14 protein-coding genes are annotated in these 15,549 nt (G+C 71.0%); 9 read left to right on the top strand and 5 right to left on the bottom strand.

Annotation, left to right across the window (positions count from 1 at the left end):
- Positions 1–291 precede the first annotated feature (291 nt).
- From ACTOWL_RS05170 to puuE, 4 genes are all read right to left on the bottom strand, one after another.
- A complete protein-coding gene (locus ACTOWL_RS05170) occupies positions 292–1,524 on the bottom strand; it encodes an ArgE/DapE family deacylase (protein ID WP_441320126.1) in 1,233 nt (410 codons plus the stop codon).
- Between the two features lie 16 nt (positions 1,525–1,540).
- Positions 1,541–2,797: an allantoate amidohydrolase gene (locus ACTOWL_RS05175; protein ID WP_441320127.1), complete on the bottom strand. Its 1,257-nt coding sequence runs from the start codon at positions 2,795–2,797 to the stop codon at positions 1,541–1,543.
- Entirely contained in the window at positions 2,794–3,306 is a 513-nt protein-coding gene (uraD, locus tag ACTOWL_RS05180) for a 2-oxo-4-hydroxy-4-carboxy-5-ureidoimidazoline decarboxylase (protein ID WP_441320128.1), read from the bottom strand. The genes ACTOWL_RS05175 and uraD overlap by 4 nt, the downstream gene beginning before the upstream one ends.
- Before the next feature lie 207 nt (positions 3,307–3,513).
- Complete coding sequence (gene puuE, locus ACTOWL_RS05185; protein ID WP_441320129.1) at positions 3,514–4,422, bottom strand: allantoinase PuuE; 909 nt, start codon at positions 4,420–4,422, stop codon at positions 3,514–3,516.
- A 236-nt stretch (positions 4,423–4,658) separates the two neighbouring features.
- Between puuE and uraH the strand changes: the two genes are divergently transcribed.
- Genes uraH through xdhB form a run of 3 tightly spaced genes read left to right on the top strand, consistent with a single transcriptional unit; the run spans position 4,659 to position 8,858 of the window.
- Complete coding sequence (uraH, locus tag ACTOWL_RS05190) at positions 4,659–5,036, top strand: hydroxyisourate hydrolase (protein WP_441320130.1); 378 nt, start codon at positions 4,659–4,661, stop codon at positions 5,034–5,036.
- A 2-nt stretch (positions 5,037–5,038) separates the two neighbouring features.
- The gene (xdhA, locus tag ACTOWL_RS05195; RefSeq protein ID WP_441320131.1) at positions 5,039–6,511 is read left to right on the top strand and encodes a xanthine dehydrogenase small subunit; all 1,473 of its coding nucleotides are present in this window, start codon (positions 5,039–5,041) and stop codon (positions 6,509–6,511) included.
- A complete protein-coding gene (xdhB, locus tag ACTOWL_RS05200; RefSeq protein WP_441320132.1) occupies positions 6,504–8,858 on the top strand; it encodes a xanthine dehydrogenase molybdopterin binding subunit in 2,355 nt (784 codons plus the stop codon). Before xdhA ends, xdhB begins: the two co-directional genes overlap by 8 nt.
- 335 nt (positions 8,859–9,193) lie before the next feature.
- Here xdhB and ACTOWL_RS05205 read toward each other — a convergent pair whose 3' ends face one another.
- Complete coding sequence (locus tag ACTOWL_RS05205) at positions 9,194–9,535, bottom strand: endonuclease domain-containing protein (RefSeq protein WP_441320133.1); 342 nt, start codon at positions 9,533–9,535, stop codon at positions 9,194–9,196.
- A gap of 92 nt (positions 9,536–9,627) precedes the next feature.
- Here ACTOWL_RS05205 and xdhC point away from each other — a divergent pair, with 92 nt between their 5' ends.
- The 6 genes from xdhC to ACTOWL_RS05235 all read left to right on the top strand — a co-directional run.
- Positions 9,628–10,587, top strand: a complete 960-nt coding sequence (xdhC, locus tag ACTOWL_RS05210; protein ID WP_441320134.1) for a xanthine dehydrogenase accessory protein XdhC — start codon at positions 9,628–9,630, stop codon at positions 10,585–10,587.
- The gene (locus ACTOWL_RS05215; RefSeq protein WP_441320135.1) at positions 10,497–12,068 is read left to right on the top strand and encodes an ABC transporter ATP-binding protein; all 1,572 of its coding nucleotides are present in this window, start codon (positions 10,497–10,499) and stop codon (positions 12,066–12,068) included. The genes xdhC and ACTOWL_RS05215 overlap by 91 nt, the downstream gene beginning before the upstream one ends.
- A complete protein-coding gene (locus tag ACTOWL_RS05220; RefSeq protein ID WP_441320136.1) occupies positions 12,058–13,155 on the top strand; it encodes an ABC transporter permease in 1,098 nt (365 codons plus the stop codon). Before ACTOWL_RS05215 ends, ACTOWL_RS05220 begins: the two co-directional genes overlap by 11 nt.
- Complete coding sequence (locus ACTOWL_RS05225; RefSeq protein WP_441320137.1) at positions 13,155–14,078, top strand: ABC transporter permease; 924 nt, start codon at positions 13,155–13,157, stop codon at positions 14,076–14,078. Before ACTOWL_RS05220 ends, ACTOWL_RS05225 begins: the two co-directional genes overlap by 1 nt.
- Positions 14,079–14,121: 43 nt before the next feature.
- The gene (locus ACTOWL_RS05230; protein WP_441320138.1) at positions 14,122–15,201 is read left to right on the top strand and encodes a BMP family ABC transporter substrate-binding protein; all 1,080 of its coding nucleotides are present in this window, start codon (positions 14,122–14,124) and stop codon (positions 15,199–15,201) included.
- A gap of 129 nt (positions 15,202–15,330) precedes the next feature.
- The coding region (locus tag ACTOWL_RS05235) for an aminotransferase class V-fold PLP-dependent enzyme (RefSeq protein WP_441320139.1) at positions 15,331–15,549 on the top strand (219 nt) is incomplete at its 3' end.

Raw genomic sequence — 15,549 nt, forward strand, 5'->3', positions numbered from 1 at the left:
TGCCTCTCCCGCTTGCGGGAGAGGCCGGGCTCGCGCAGCGAGACCGGGTGAGGGCGGCTCGGTCGCGACACCAGGGCAGCGTTTCAGGATCGGGCGGATCATGCGTTCGCTCGTGGCAAAGCGGTGCTTTCGGCGGGGCCGCTATCCCCTCACCCGGACATCCTTCGGATGTCCGACCTCTCCCGCAAGCGGGAGAGGCAATCTGTTCGCATACCCGCCGTCGGTGTCGCCGATCGATGTGTGAATGCCGTAGCCTCGCGGGACGGGAGAGTTGATATTTCCTTCCCGCCCCTACTCCGCCAGCAGATCCCGCACCGCAAGGGCGATGACCTCGGTCGCCTTGGTCAGGTCGTCCAGCTTCAGCCGCTCATCGGCGCGGTGGGCGTTGGCGTCCTCGATGGTGCGGGGGCCGGCGCCGTAGAGGGCGATCGGCACCCCGGCCGCCGCGTAGTGCCGGGCGTCGGTGTAGAGCGGCACGCCCTTGACCGGGATCTCCTCGCCCAGCACCGGCCCGGCCCGGCGGCGGATCGCCTGGGCCAGACGGTCGGTGCCCGGCAGCGGCGACAGCGGCTCGGCCAGCAGGATGCGGCGGACCGTGACCGTCGCCTTCGGGAACGCCTTGGCCGCATCCTCGATCACGCCGCGCAGCTCCGCCTCCACCGCAGCACCGTTCTCCTCCGGGATCAGCCGGCGGTCGAGCCGGAACGCGACGCGGTCGGGCACGACATTGGTGTTGATGCCGCCCTCGATCAGCCCGATGGTCAGCTGCGGCGAGCCGATGCCGGTGACCTTCGACATCGTAGTCCGGTAGAGGCGCCGGTGCTCGTACAGCCGCACCAGGATCGGCGTCGCCGCCTCCAGCGCGTCGATGCCGGTGGCGGGCAGCGCGGCATGGGCCGACCGGCCGCGCACCTCGACCTCGAGATGCAGGCAGCCGTTGTGCGCCGTCACCACGGCATAGCTGAAGGCGGCGGCGATGGCGAAGTCCGGCTTCGACAGCCCCTGCTCCAGGATCAGCTTCGGGCCGATCTCGCCGCCCGATTCCTCGTCATAGGTGATGTGCAGCTCGACCGTGCCGCGGGTCAGCCGGCCGGCCTCCTCCAGCGCCTTCAGGGCGAAGGCGTAGCTGGCGATGTCGGATTTCGAGACGGCGGCGCCGCGGCCATACATCCAGCCATCGACCACCTCGGCGCCATAGGGGTCGTGGGTCCAGCCCTCGCCCGGCGCCACCACGTCGCCATGGGCGTTCAGCGCGATCACCGGCCCGTCGCCGAAGCGGCGGCGGACGATCAGGTTGCTGGCGCTGATCATGCCATGCGCCTTCGCCAGCTCGGCCGGCACCGGATGGACCTCGACCTCGAAGCCGAGCTCGCGCAGCAGCTCCGTGGTCCGCCGGGCATGCGCGTCGCAATCGCCGGGCGGGTTGTCGGACGGCACCTTGACCAGCTCCGCCAGGAACCGGGCCTGCTGCTCGCGCGCGCCGTGGAGATAGGAGCGGATGGCGGTGTCGATGCTGTCGGTCATCCCAGGGGCTTTCGTGTCAGGCATGGTCGTACTGGCGGAGGAGGTCGAGCAGGACGCGGATGGCGAGATCCGCATCCTCGACGGTGATGGATTCGGCCGGGTTGTGGCTGATGCCGCCGCGGCAGCGCAGGAACAGCATGGCCACCTGGGTCAGCGACGCCATCGCCATGGCGTCGTGGCCGGCGCCGCTGGGCAGGCGCCGCGCCGGCAGGCCGTGGCGGCGGATCGCCGTCTCCAGCCGTTCCATCAGCGCCGGGTCGCAGCGGACGGCGCCGGCGTCGTGGTAGCGGTCGAGCACCAGTTCGACGCCGCGGCCGCGGGCGATGCCCTCCAGCGCCGCGGTCATCTCGGCCATCGCCGCCAGGCGGTCGGCGTCGTCCGGCGCCCGGATGTCGATGGTGAAGCGCACCGCGCCGGGGATGACGTTGACCGCGCCGGGCTGCACGTCGAGCTGCCCGACCGTCGCCACCACCTCGCGCCGGGCCTGGGCGCAGCGCTCGACCGCCAGCACCATCGAGGCGGCGGCGGCCAGCGCGTCGTGGCGCAGATCCATCGGCACGGTGCCGGCATGGCCGGCCATGCCGCGGACCGTGGCGTTGGTGCGGCTGGCGCCGTTGATCGCGGTGACCACGCCGAGCGGCAGGCCCTCGGCCTCCAGCACCGGCCCCTGCTCGATATGCAGCTCGACATAGCCGAGCACGCGGTCGCGCCGCCGGGCCTCGGCCTGCAGCCCGTCCGGGTCGCCGCCGAAGTCGCGCAGCAGGTCGCCCAGGCGCAGGCCGTTGCCGTCCAGCGCGTCCATCGCCGCCGGGTCGACGGTGCCGGCGACGGTGTTGCTGCCGGTCAGGGTGACCGGGAAGCGCACGCCCTCCTCGTCGCCGAAGGCCAGCACCTCGACGGCGAAGGGCAGCCGCTCGCCGCGCCGGTGCAGCTCGCCGACCACGGCGATGGCGGCCAGCACGCCGAGATTGCCGTCGTATTTCCCGGCGTCGCGGACGGTGTCGATGTGCGAGCCCAGCAGCAGCGCGGGCAGGCCCGGCCGGTCGCCCTCGTAGCGGCCGACGACGTTGCCGGCGGCGTCGGTCCGCGCCGCCATGCCGGCCTCGCGCATCCAGGCCAGCACCTGGTCGGCCGCCTGGCGGTGCGCCGGCGACAGGAAGGTGCGGGTCAGCCGGTCCGGGTCCTCGCTGAAGCGGGCCAGGGCATCCAGCCGCTGCATCAGCGCGGGGCCGTAAGCGAGGGTGTTCTGCGTGGGGGCGGTGCCGAGGCTCACGGCAGCAGGTCCTTCAGTCGCAGGAGGGCGATGGTCTCCACCTCGGCCAGGGCCGTGGCGAATTCGGTGTCGCGCGGGTTGCCGACCCGGCGCTCGAAGGCGGCCAGGATCTCGGCCCGGCTGCGGCCCTTCACCGCCATGATGAAGGGGAAGCCGAAGCGCTCGACATAGCCGGCGTTGAGCTCCTGGAAGCGGGCGAACTCCCCCGGCGTGCAGCGGTCGAGCCCGGCGCTGGCCTGCTCGGCGCTGGAGCTGACGGTCAGCTCCCCGGCCACGGCCAGCCGCCCGGCCAGGTCCGGATGGGCGCAGAGCACGCCGAGCTGCCGGTCATGGTCGGCGGCGCGGAACACGGCGCGGAGGGCCGCGTGCAGCCCCTCGGCGGTGTCCTGCTCATGGCTCAGCCCGACCTCCCAGGCCGCCTCGGCGATCCAGGGCGAATGCTCGAACACGCCGCCGAAGCGCACGGTGAACAGGTCGCGGTCCATGGTGCTGGGATGCGGCAGGGTCATGGGCTGTTTCCTTCCAGATCCGCAGCCACAGACCGGAAAACCGCGTTGCCTCTCCCGCTTGCGGGAGAGGTCGGAGACGCGCAGCGGCTCCGGGTGAGGGCTCTTTCCCGCCGCCCGTGCCGACCCTCACCCGGAAATCCCAAGGGATTTCCGACCTCTCCCGCCACGCGGGAGAGGCAATCCGAAAGGCGATCGCCGCTCATCATCTCAGCCGCCATACGGATGCGTCTCCCGCCAGTGGCGGGCGATCTCGATGCGGCGGCAGAACCAGATGCCGTCATGCTGCTTCGCATAGTCCAGGAACCGCTCCAGCGCCATGATCCGGCCGGGGCGGCCGACGATGCGGCAATGCAGCCCGACCGACATCATCCGCGGCGTCTCCGCCCCCTCCTGGTACAGCGCGTCGAAGCTGTCCTTGAGATAGGCGTAGAACTGGTCGCCGGAGTTGAAGCCCTGGACCGCGGCGAAGCGCATGTCGTTGGCGTCCAGCGTGTAGGGCACGATCAGCTGCGGCGTGTCCCCTACCCGCTCCCAATACGGCAGGTCGTCGTCATAGGCATCGGCGTCGTAGAGGAAGCCGCCATGCTCGGCCACCAGCCGCCGCGTGTTCGGGCTGGTGCGGCCGGTGTACCAGCCGAGCGGGCGCTGGCCCGAGACCTGCTCCAGGATCTCGACCGCCTTGCGCAGATGCTCGCGCTCCACCGCCTCGTCGACATACTGGTAGTTGATCCAGCGATAGCCGTGGCTGGCGATCTCGTGCCCGGCCTCGACCATGGCGCGGATCACCTGCGGGTGCCGCTCCGCCGCCATGGCGACGGCGTAGATGGTCAACGGGATCTGCTTGCGCTCGAACAGCCTGAGGATCCGCCAGACGCCGACCCGGGCGCCGTAATCGTAGAGGGATTCCATCGAGATGTGGCGCACGCCCGGCAGCGGCTGGGCGCTGACGATCTCGGACAGGAAGCTCTCGGAGGCTGCGTCACCGTGCAGGATCGAGTTTTCGCCGCCCTCCTCGTAGTTGAGGACGAATTGCAGCGCCAGCCGGGCGCCGCCCGGCCAATCGGCCTGGGGCGGGTTCGGACCGTAGCCGACCAGATTTCTCGGATAGACGGACACCGATCCTCCCTCGCACGCGTGATCCCAAGCACAGGATAGCGGCCCGGGCCGCGTCCACTTTCGCTTTTGCGTTGAAAGTCTTTCCGCCGAACAGCCGTTGAGCAACGGTCAGGCGGGGTGAAACATGACAATCGCAACAAAACGACAAGCACGTCAGGCCGGACAGGGCGATAATGCCCGGCGGCAGGACGGACCGCCAGGGACCGCCAAGGCGCCGGCAAACACGGAGAGGCAGGATGGCCGAACACACGGCATCCCACCAGGGACGACTGACCACCCATGTGCTCGACACGGCGCATGGCCGGCCGGGCATGGGCATCGGCGTGGCCTTGTATCGCCTCGACGGCGACCGCCGCACCCTGGTGACCGAGACCCGGACCAACACCGACGGCCGCTGCGACGCGCCGCTGCTGGCCGGCGACGCCTTCCGCCCCGGCACCTATGAGCTGGTCTTCGCCACCGGCGCCTATTTCCGCACCGCCGGCGTGACCGTGTCCGACCCGCCCTTCCTGGACCAGGTGCCGATCCGCTTCGGCATCGCCCATGCCGACCAGCACTATCACGTGCCGCTGCTGATCTCGCCCTGGTCCTACTCCACCTATCGCGGCAGCTGAACATGCGAGACACCGTCCGTTTCCTGCTGGGCGACGAGCTGCGCGAGATCCGCACGGTCGATCCGACCCTGACCGTGCTGGACTGGCTGCGGATCGACGAGCGCCGGACCGGCACCAAGGAAGGCTGCGCCGAGGGCGATTGCGGCGCCTGCACCGTGGTGGTCGGCCGGCGCGACGGCGACCGGGTGCGCTACGAGCCGGTCAATGCCTGCATCCGCTTCCTGGCGACGCTGGATGGCTGCCAGCTGCTGACGGTCGAGCACCTGAAGGCCACGGACGGCGCGCTGCACCCGGTGCAGCAGGCGATGGTCGACTGCCACGGCTCGCAATGCGGCTTCTGCACGCCCGGCTTCGTCATGGCGCTGTTCGCCCTATACCGCAACGACCCGGCGCCGGGCGAAGGCCGGATCGACGACGCCCTGGCCGGCAATCTGTGCCGCTGCACCGGCTACGCCCCGATCGTCGCCGCCGGGCAGCGCATGTACGAGCTCGGTGCCCCAGCCGCCGACCGCTTCGCCGCGGCCGAGGCCGAGACGGCCCGGCGCCTCGCGGCGCTGGAGGACGAGGAGACGGTCGCGGTCGGCGACGGCGCCCGCCGCTTCACCGCCCCGGCCACGAGCGCGGCCTTCGCCGCGCTGCTGCTGGAGCATCCGGACGCGACCATCGTCTCCGGCGCCACCGATGTCGGCCTCTGGGTCACCAAGCAGCAGCGGGTGCTGCCGGCCGTCATCTACACCGGCCGGGTGCGCGACCTGCGCGGCCTCCGCGAGACCACAGACGGCTTCGAGATCGGCGCCGCCGTCACCTATGCCGAGGCGATCGGCCCGCTGGGCCGCGCCTATCCCGACCTCGGCGAGCTGATCCGCCGCATCGGGGCGGAGCAGGTGCGCGCCGTCGGCACCATCGGCGGCAACATCGCCAACGGCTCGCCGATCGGCGACACGCCGCCGGCCCTGATCGCCGCCGGCGCCACGCTGGTGCTGCGCCGGGGCGATGAGCGCCGGTCGCTGCCGCTGGAGGAGTTCTTCATCGCCTATGGCAAGCAGGACCGGCAGCCCGGCGAGTTCGTCGAAAGCGTCTTCCTGCCGAAGCTGCGGCCCGGCGACCGCTACCGCGCCTACAAGATCACCAAGCGCTTCGACCAGGACATCTCCGCCGTCTGCGCCGCCTTCCGGCTGCGGGTGGAGGACGGCACGGTGACCGACATCCGCATCGCCTATGGCGGCATGGCCGGCACGCCGAAGCGCGCGGCCGGGACCGAGGCGGCACTGCTGGGCCAGCCCTGGACCGAGGCCACAGTGCGCGCCGCCCTGCCGCTGCTGCAGCAGGACTTCACCCCGCTGACCGACTGGCGCGCCAGCGCCGGCTACCGCGCCAAGGTCGCCGCCAACCTGCTGCTGAAGCTGCATGCCGAAACCGCCGACCCAGCCGCGGAAACCCGCCTGGTCGGCGAGCGGAGCCTGGCCCATGCCTGACACCACCTTGTCCCAGGCCAAAGCGCAGCCGGCCGCCGACCGCATCGACGGCGCGGTGCACGACCCGCGCCGGCACGACAGCGCCCACAAGCATGTCAGCGGCGAGGCCGTCTATATCGACGACATCCCGGAGCCGGCGGGGCTGCTGCATGTCTGCCTGGGGCTGAGCGAGAAGGCCCATGCCCGGATCCGGTCGATCGACCTGGCCAAGGTCCGCGCCGCGCCCGGCGTGGTCCGCGTCTTCACAGCGGCGGACGTGCCGGGTGAGAACGACATCGGCTGCAACCATCTGGGCGACGAGCCGCTGTTCGCCACCGAGCTGGTGCAGCATGTCGGCCAGCCGGTCTTCGCCGTGGCCGCCGAGACCCGCGACCAGGCCCGTCGCGCCGCCCGCCTGGCCGCGATCGACTATGAGGAGCTGGCGCCGGTCCTGGACTACGAGGCGGCGAAGGCCGCCGGCACGCTGGTGACCAAGCCGATGACGCTGCAGCGCGGCGAGGCCGCGGCGGCGATCGCGGCCGCGCCGCGGCGGGTCGACGGCCGGATGCGGATCGGCGGGCAGGAGCATTTCTACCTGGAGAGCCAGGTGGCCCTGGCCCTGCCGGGCGAGGATGGCGATGTCACCGTCCATTCCTCGACCCAGCACCCGAGCGAGGTGCAGCACATCGTCGCCGCCGTGCTGGACGTGCCGGACGGGGCGGTGACGGTCGAGATCCGGCGCATGGGCGGCGGCTTCGGCGGCAAGGAGACCCAGGCCAACCTGTTCGCCGCCACCGCCGCCCTGGTGGCCAAGGCGACCGGCCGCGCCGCCAAGCTGCGGCCGGACCGCGACGACGACATGGTGATCACCGGCAAGCGCCACGATTTCGAGGTCGATTACAGCGTCGGCTTCGACGAGGACGGCCGGATCGAGGGCGTCGAGATGCTGCTGGCGGCGCGCTGCGGCTGGTCCGCCGACCTGTCCGGCCCGGTCACCGACCGCGCCTTGTTCCATGCCGACAACGCCTATTACTACCCGGCGGTGCAGCTGTCCTCGCTGCCCTTGAAGACCAACACCCAGTCGAACACCGCCTTCCGCGGCTTCGGCGGGCCGCAGGGTCTGGTGGCGGGCGAAAGGCTGATCGAGGAGATCGCCTTCGCGGTGGGCAAGGACCCGCTCGAGATCCGCAAGCTGAACTTCTACGGCACCGACGACCGCAACGTGACGCCCTACCACCAGACGGTGGAGGACAACATCGCGCCGGAGCTGGTGGCGGAGCTGGAGCGCGACAGCGACTACCAGGCCCGGCGCGCCGAGATCCGCGCCTGGAACAAGACCAGCCGTTGGCTCAAGCGCGGCCTGGCGCTGACGCCGGTGAAGTTCGGCATCTCCTTCACCTTCACCGCCTACAACCAGGCCGGCGCGCTGGTGCATGTCTACAAGGACGGGTCGATCCATCTGAACCATGGCGGCACCGAGATGGGCCAGGGCCTGTACGTCAAGGTCGCCCAGGTTGTCGCCGAGGAGTTCCAGGTCGACATCGGCCGCGTCCACATCACCGCGACCACCACCGGCAAGGTGCCGAACACCTCGGCCACCGCCGCCTCCTCCGGCGCCGACCTGAACGGCATGGCGGCCCAGGCCGGGGCGCGGATGATCAAGGAGCGGCTGATCGCCTTCGCCGCCGAACGCTGGCAGGTGACGCCGGACCAGGTGGTGTTCCGCCGCAACATGGTGCAGGTCGGCGACCAGCAGGTGCCGTTCCCGGAGCTGGTGCGCGCCGCCTATTTCGGCCGGGTGCAGCTGTCCGCCGCCGGCTTCTACAAGACGCCGAAGATCCATTGGGACCGCGCCGCCGGCCGCGGCCGCCCCTTCTACTACTTCGCCTATGGCGCCGCGGTCAGCGAGGTCACGGTCGACACCCTGACCGGCGAGTACCGGCTGGACCGGACCGATATCCTGCACGATGCCGGCAACTCGCTGAACCCGGCGATCGACAAGGGCCAGGTCGAGGGCGGCTTCGTCCAGGGCGCCGGCTGGCTGACCATGGAGGAGCTGTGGTGGGACGCCAAGGGCCGGCTGCGGACCCATGCGCCCTCGACCTACAAGATCCCGGTGGCCAGCGACCGGCCGAAGATCTTCAACGTCCGGCTGGCCGACACGCGCAACCATGAGGAGACGATCTACCGCTCCAAGGCGGTGGGCGAGCCGCCGCTGATGCTCGGCGTCTCGGTGCTGCACGCGATCTCCGACGCGGTGGCCAGCGTCGCCGACCACAGGATCTGCCCCCGCCTGGACCCGCCGGCAACGCCGGAGAAGGTGCTGGACGCGGTGGAGCGGGTCAGGGCGGCGGGAGGGGCGGGATGATGCCGGACTTTCATCAGCCGATGCTTTTTGAGTCCCCCCTCCCCTCGCGGGCTGTTGCCTCTCCCGCTTGCGGGAGAGGTCGGGCTCGTGCAGCGAGACCGGGTGAGGGCGGCTCGGCCGCGACACCAGGATCAGCGTTTCAGGATGGGGCGGATCATGCGCTCGCTCTTGGCAGAGCGGTGCTTTCGGAGAGGCCGCTATCCCCTCACCCGGACATCCTTCGGATGTCCGACCTCTCCCGCAAGCGGGAGAGGCAATCTGTTCGCCTACCTGCGGTCGGTCTCACTGATCGATGTGTGAATGCCGCAGCGCTTGCGGGAGAGGTCGGAGCCGCCTCAGCGGCGCCGGGTGAGGGCCTCTTCGATCCGCAAGAGCACGCCTTCGAGGTCCTGCAGGATGTCGATGTTCCAGAAACGCAGCACGGTGTAGCCCTCGGATTCCAGGAAGGCGATCCGCCGTGCGTCGCGAACCGGCCCATGATGGCTGCCGTCGACCTCGACGATCAGCATCGCCTCAACACAGCACAGATCGGCGACATAGGGGCCGACCGGGTGCTGGCGCCGAAACTTGGCGCCGGCGAGTCCACGGTTGCGCAGGTGGCGCCACAGCAGCCCTTCCGCCAGCGTGCTGTCGTGGCGAAGCCTGCGCGCCTGCTTGGTCCGAGCCCCTTCCCTCACCCGGACATCCTGCGGATGTCCGGCCTCTCCCGCAAGCGGGAGAGGCAATCTGTTCGCATATCTGCGGTTGGTCGGCTAACGGAGGTCGCCCCATGACCCCCCTTGCCTCCACCCTGCGGCTGTGGCTCGGCGACGGCGAGCCGACGGCGCTGGTGACATTGACGGAAGCCCGCGGATCCACCCCGCGCGAGGCCGGGGTGCACATGCTGGTCACCGCCGCCGCCGCCCGCGGCACCATCGGCGGCGGGCGGATGGAATGGGACGCGATCGCCGCCGCCCGGACCCTGATTACCGCCAAGGAGCGGTCGCAGCGGGTCGAGATCCCGCTCGGCCCCGCCATCGGCCAGTGCTGCGGCGGCTATGTCGTGATCGAGCTGGAGCTGGCCGACGGCGCCACCCTGGCCCGGATCGAGGCCGAGGAGGCCGCGGAGGCCGCGGGCCAGCCCAGCGTCATGGTGTTCGGCGCCGGCCATGTCGGCAAGGCGCTGGCCCGCGCCCTGGCGCCGCTGCCGCTGAAGATCCAATGGGTCGACGGCCGCGCCGACGAGTTCCCGGCCGAGATCCCGGGGGGCATCACCCGGCGGCTGACGCCGACCCCGACCGACGTCATCGCCGAGGCCCCGCCCGGCGCCGCCTATCTGGTGATGACCCACAGCCACGCCATGGATTTCGAGGTGGCCGAGGCGGCGCTGCGCCGCGGCGACGCCGCCTATGTCGGGCTGATCGGATCGGCCACCAAGCGCGAGCGCTTCGAGCGCTGGTTCCGGGCCCGGGGCAACGACCCGCGGCGCACCGGATTCCTGACCTGCCCGATCGGGGCGGGCCTCGGGCGGGACAAGCGCCCGCCCATCATCGCCGCCATGGTCGCGGCGGAATTGCTCATCGCTTTCGCCAAGGCTAAGGACGTGTCCGCCCCCGCCGACAAACCGGCGGCGGGGGCGGCTCCAGAACAGGAGGCTGCATGGACCGCAACCCGGGGGCCGGCCCCGCGCGCATCGAACTCCGCGGCATCACCAAGAGGTTCGCGAGCCTCGTCGCGAACGACGGCGTAAGCTTCTCCGTCCAGCCCGGCGAGATCCACGCGCTGCTCGGCGAGAACGGCGCCGGCAAGTCGACGCTGGTCAAATGCATCTACGGCCTGCTGCAGCCCGATGCCGGCGAGATCCTGTGGAACGGCGCGCCGGTCGGCCCCGCCAGCCCGCACGAGGCCCGCCGCCTCGGCATCGGCATGGTGTTCCAGCACTTCTCGCTGTTCGAGGCGCTGACCGTGGCCGAGAACATCGCCCTCGGCCTGGAGAGCCCGCCCGACCGGCGCATCCTGGCCAGGCGGATCCGCGAGGTGTCCGAGGCCCATGGCCTGCCGCTGGACCCACATCGCGAGATCCACTCCCTGTCGGTCGGCGAGCGCCAGCGGGTCGAGATCGTGCGCTGCCTGCTGCAGGACCCGAAGCTGCTGATCATGGACGAGCCGACCTCGGTCCTGACCCCGCAGGAGGTGGAGCGGCTGTTCGAGACGCTGCGCCGGCTGGCGTCGGAGGGCTGCTCGATCCTCTACATCAGCCACAAGCTGCACGAGATCAAGGCGCTGTGCGACGCGGCGACGATCATGCGCGGCGGCAAGGTGGTGGGCACCTGCGACCCGGCGGCCGAGACCGCGCGCAGCATGGCGCAGATGATGATCGGGGCGGAGCTGCGCACCCTGTCCCGGCGCGGCGCCCGCGGTGCGTCCGAGCCGCGGCTGATGGTGGAGAACCTGAGCCTGCCCGCCGACGGCCCCTTCGGCACCGCGCTGAAGCAGATCGGCTTCACCGTCGGCGCCGGCGAGATCCTGGGCATCGCCGGCATCGCCGGCAACGGCCAGACCGAGCTGTCGCAGGCCCTGTCGGGCGAACGCCGGGTCCGCCCGGCCGGCGCCATCCGCATCGGCGCCAAGCCGGTCGGGCATCTCGGCGCGGAGCAGCGCCGCCTGCTGGGGCTGTGCACCGTGCCGGAGGAGCGCAACGGCCACGCCGCCGTGCCGGAGATGAGCCTGGCCGCCAATGCCCTGCTGAGCGCCCGCAACCGCATGAGGCTGGCCCCCGGCGGGCTGATCCGCGCCGGCCTGGCGCGCCGCTATGCCGAGCGGGTGATCCATGAGTTCGGGGTCAAGACCCGCGGCGCCGAGGCTTTGGCCGGCAGCCTGTCCGGCGGCAACCTGCAGAAATTCGTGGTCGGCCGCGAGGTGCTGCAGACGCCGGAGGTCTTCATCGTGTCGCAGCCGACCTGGGGCGTCGATGCCGGCGCCGCCACCGCGATCCACCAGGCGCTGATGACCCTGGCCCAGAACGGCGCCGCCGTGGTGGTGATCTCGCAGGATCTCGACGAGCTGCTGCAGATCACCGACCGCCTCGCGGTGATCAATCTCGGCCGCCTGTCCCAGGCCCGGCCCACCGCGGAGATCTCGGTCGCCGAGATCGGCCTGCTGATGGGCGGGCTGCACGGGGCCGAGCCGGAAGCGGCCGAGGAGAAGGAGCACGCCGTTCATGTCGCTTAGGATCGAACCCCGGCGGGAACCGTCCCGCGCCATGGTCTGGCTGACCCCGGTGCTGGCCGTGGCCCTGACCATCGCCAGCGGCTGGCTGCTGTTCCTCATGCTCGGCCTGGATCCGGCGGAGACGCTGTACCAGTTCGTGATCGCCCCGATCGAGACCTTCTACGGCTGGACCGAGCTGGGGGTGAAGGCGGCGCCGCTGATCCTGATCGCCATCGGCCTTGCCATCGGCTTCCGCGCCAATGTCTGGAACATCGGCGCCGAGGGCCAGCTGATCATGGGCGCGGTCGCGGCCGGCGCCGTCGCGCTCGCCTTCTGGGGCCAGGAGGGCTGGTGGATCCTGCCGGCCATGTGCGTCGCCGGGGCGCTGGGCGGTCTGGCCTATGCCGCGATCCCTGCCTTCCTGAAGACCCGCTTCGACGTCAGCGAGATCCTGACCAGCCTGATGCTGACCTATGTCGCCTCGCTGGCCCTGAGCGTCCTGGTGTTCGGCCCGTGGAAGGACCCCGAAGGCTTCAACTTCCCGCAGACCCGGATGTTCAGCGACGCGGCGGTGCTGCCGATCCTGATCGAGGGCACCCGGCTGCATCTCGGCGCGCTGGTCGCCCTGTTCGCCGCGATCGGCGCCTGGTTCCTGGTCGGCCGCACCGTGGTCGGGTTCCAGATCCAGGTGGTCGGCCAGGCCCCGGCCGCGGCCCGCTTCGCCGGCTTCAGCCGCAAGCGCGTGGTCTGGTTCTGCCTGCTGCTGTCGGGCGCCCTGGCCGGGCTGGCCGGCACCTTCGAGGCGGCGGGGCCGATCGGGCAGCTGATCCCGCAGCTGACCCCCGGCTACGGCTTCACCGCCATCATCGTCGCCTTCCTCGGCCGGCTGAATCCGCTCGGCATCGTCGCCGCCGGGCTGGTCATGGCCCTGTCCTATATCGGCGGCGAGAACGCCCAGGTCTCGGCCGGCCTGCCGCAGGCGGCGACCGGCGTGTTCCAGGGCATGCTGCTGTTCTACCTGCTGGCCGCCGACGTCCTGGTCCGCTACCGCCTGCGCTGGACCTCCGGCCAGGCCGCGCCCGCCCCCAAGCCCGTGACGGTGCCGTGATGGAGTTCCTCGTCCTCGTCGCCGCGACGGTGATCACCGCGGCCACCCCCCTGCTCTTCGCCGCGCTGGGCGAGCTGGTGGTGGAACGCTCCGGCGTCCTCAACCTCGGGATCGAGGGCATGATGCTGATCGGCGCGGTCGCCGGCTTCGCCGTGACCATCACCACCGGCCAGCCGGCGCTCGGCATCCTCGCCGCCGCCGCGGCCGGGGCGGCCGTGTCGCTGGTCTTCGCCGTGCTGACCCTGACCCTGATGGCCAACCAGGTGGCGACCGGCCTGGCCCTGACCATCTTCGGCGTGGGCCTGAGCGCGCTGCTCGGCGCCGGCTTCGTCGGCCACCCGATCCCGCCCTTGCCGAAGCTGTCGCTGCCGGTGCTGACCGACCTGCCGGTCGTCGGGCCGCTGATCTTCGGCCAGGACGTCCTGGTCTACCTCTCGGTCGCACTGACCTTCGGCGTCGCCTGGTTCCTGAAGCGCACGCGCCCCGGGCTGGTGCTGCGCGCGGTCGGGGAATCCGCCGAATCCGCCCATGCGATCGGCCATCCGGTGATCCTGGTGCGCTATCTCGCCTGCCTGTTCGGCGGCGCCATGGCCGGCCTCGCCGGCGCCTTCCTCTCCCTGTCCTACACGCCGATGTGGATGGAGGGGATGACGGCCGGCCGCGGCTGGATCGCCCTGGCGCTGGTGGTGTTCGGGTCCTGGCGCCCGTGGCGGGTGCTGCTCGGCGCCTATCTGTTCGGCGGGGTGACGATCCTGCAGCTGCACGCCCAGGGCATCGCCGGGATCGACCTGCCGTCCCAGATCTTCAGCATGCTGCCCTACCTCGCCACCATCGCCGTGCTCGTGGTCATCGCCGCCGGCCCCTGGCGCGGCCGGCTGCAGGCGCCGGCGGCCCTGGGCAAGCCGTTCCGCCCTTCCGTCTGAGAGGCCATTTGATATTCTCAGACCAATCAACAATGGAGGTCTCATGTCGATGCTGGTTTCCCGCCGGACGCTTCTCGCCGGCTCCGCCGCCGCCCTGGCCGCCTCGGCCCTGCCCGGGCCGGCCTGGGCCGCCGACCCGCTGAAGGTCGGCTTCATCTATATCGGCCCGGTCGGCGACTATGGCTGGACCCACGGCCACGACGTGGCCCGCCGCGAGGTCGAGGCGAAGTTAGGCGACAAGGTGAAGACCACCTTCGTCGAGAACGTGCCCGAGGGCCCGGATGCGGAGCGGGTGCTGCGCCAGCTGGCCCAGGCGGGGAACGAGCTGATCTTCACCACCTCCTTCGGCTACATGAACGCCACGATCCGGGCGGCGAAGGCTCTGCCGCAGGTGAAGTTCGAGCATGCCACCGGCTACCAGACCGCGCCCAACGTCAGCACCTACAACGCCCGCTTCTACGAGGGCCGCGCCATCTGCGGCACCATCGCCGGGCACCTGACCAAGACCGGCAATCTCGGCTATATCGGCTCGTTCCCGATCCCCGAGGTGGTGATGGGCATCAACGCCGTCGCCCTGTCCGCCCGCAAGATCCGCCCCGACGCCAAGGTCAAGGTGGTCTGGGCCAACAGCTGGTACGACCCGGGCAAGGAGAGCGATGCGGCCAAGGCGCTGATCGACGGCGGCGTCGACGTGCTGAGCCAGCACACCGACAGCCCGGCGCCGCTGCAGGTGGCGGAGAGTCGCAACGTCTACGCCTTCGGCCAGGCCTCGGACATGCGCAACTTCGCGCCGAAGATGCACCTGACCGCGATCGTCGACGCCTGGGGCGAGTATTACATCCGCCGGGTGCAGGCGGTGATCGACGGCAGCTGGCAGACCTCCAGCGTCTGGGAGGGGCTGAAGGAGGGCATGGTCGGCATGGCCCCCTACAACGAGGCGATCCCGGCCGATGTGGTGGCGGCGGCGGAGAAGGTGCGCGCCGGCATCCTCGACGGCACCGGCCACCCCTTCGTCGGCCCGATCAAGAACCAGAAGGGCGAGCTGGTGGTGAAGGAAGGCGAGACGCTGAGCGACGAGCAGCTGCTGAAGATGGACTGGTATGTCGAGGGCGTGGAGGCCTGAGGCACAGTCGCCCGTAGGTTGGGTTCGCGATGAGCGAACCCGACACGGCTCCCGTTTGATCTGTCGGCCTGTTGTTGGGTTCGCATCCGCGAACCCAACCTACAACTCCACCTCCTGCGGCTGTCCCCAATGACCGCCCCCCTCTATCTCGACCACCTCGCCTCGACCCCGCTGGCGCCGGAGGTATTCGAGGCGATGCGGCCGTGGCTCGACCCGGCCGCGGTCGGCAATCCGCATGCCGCCGGGCACCGGCCGGGCTGGCGCGCCGCCGAGGCGATCGATGCGGCGCGGGCCGAGGTGGCGGCGCTGATCGGCGCCCGGCCGGGCGAGATCCTGTTCACCGGCGGC

The organism is Inquilinus sp. CA228, assembly GCF_052078665.1.
Taxonomy (GTDB): domain Bacteria; phylum Pseudomonadota; class Alphaproteobacteria; order DSM-16000; family Inquilinaceae; genus Inquilinus.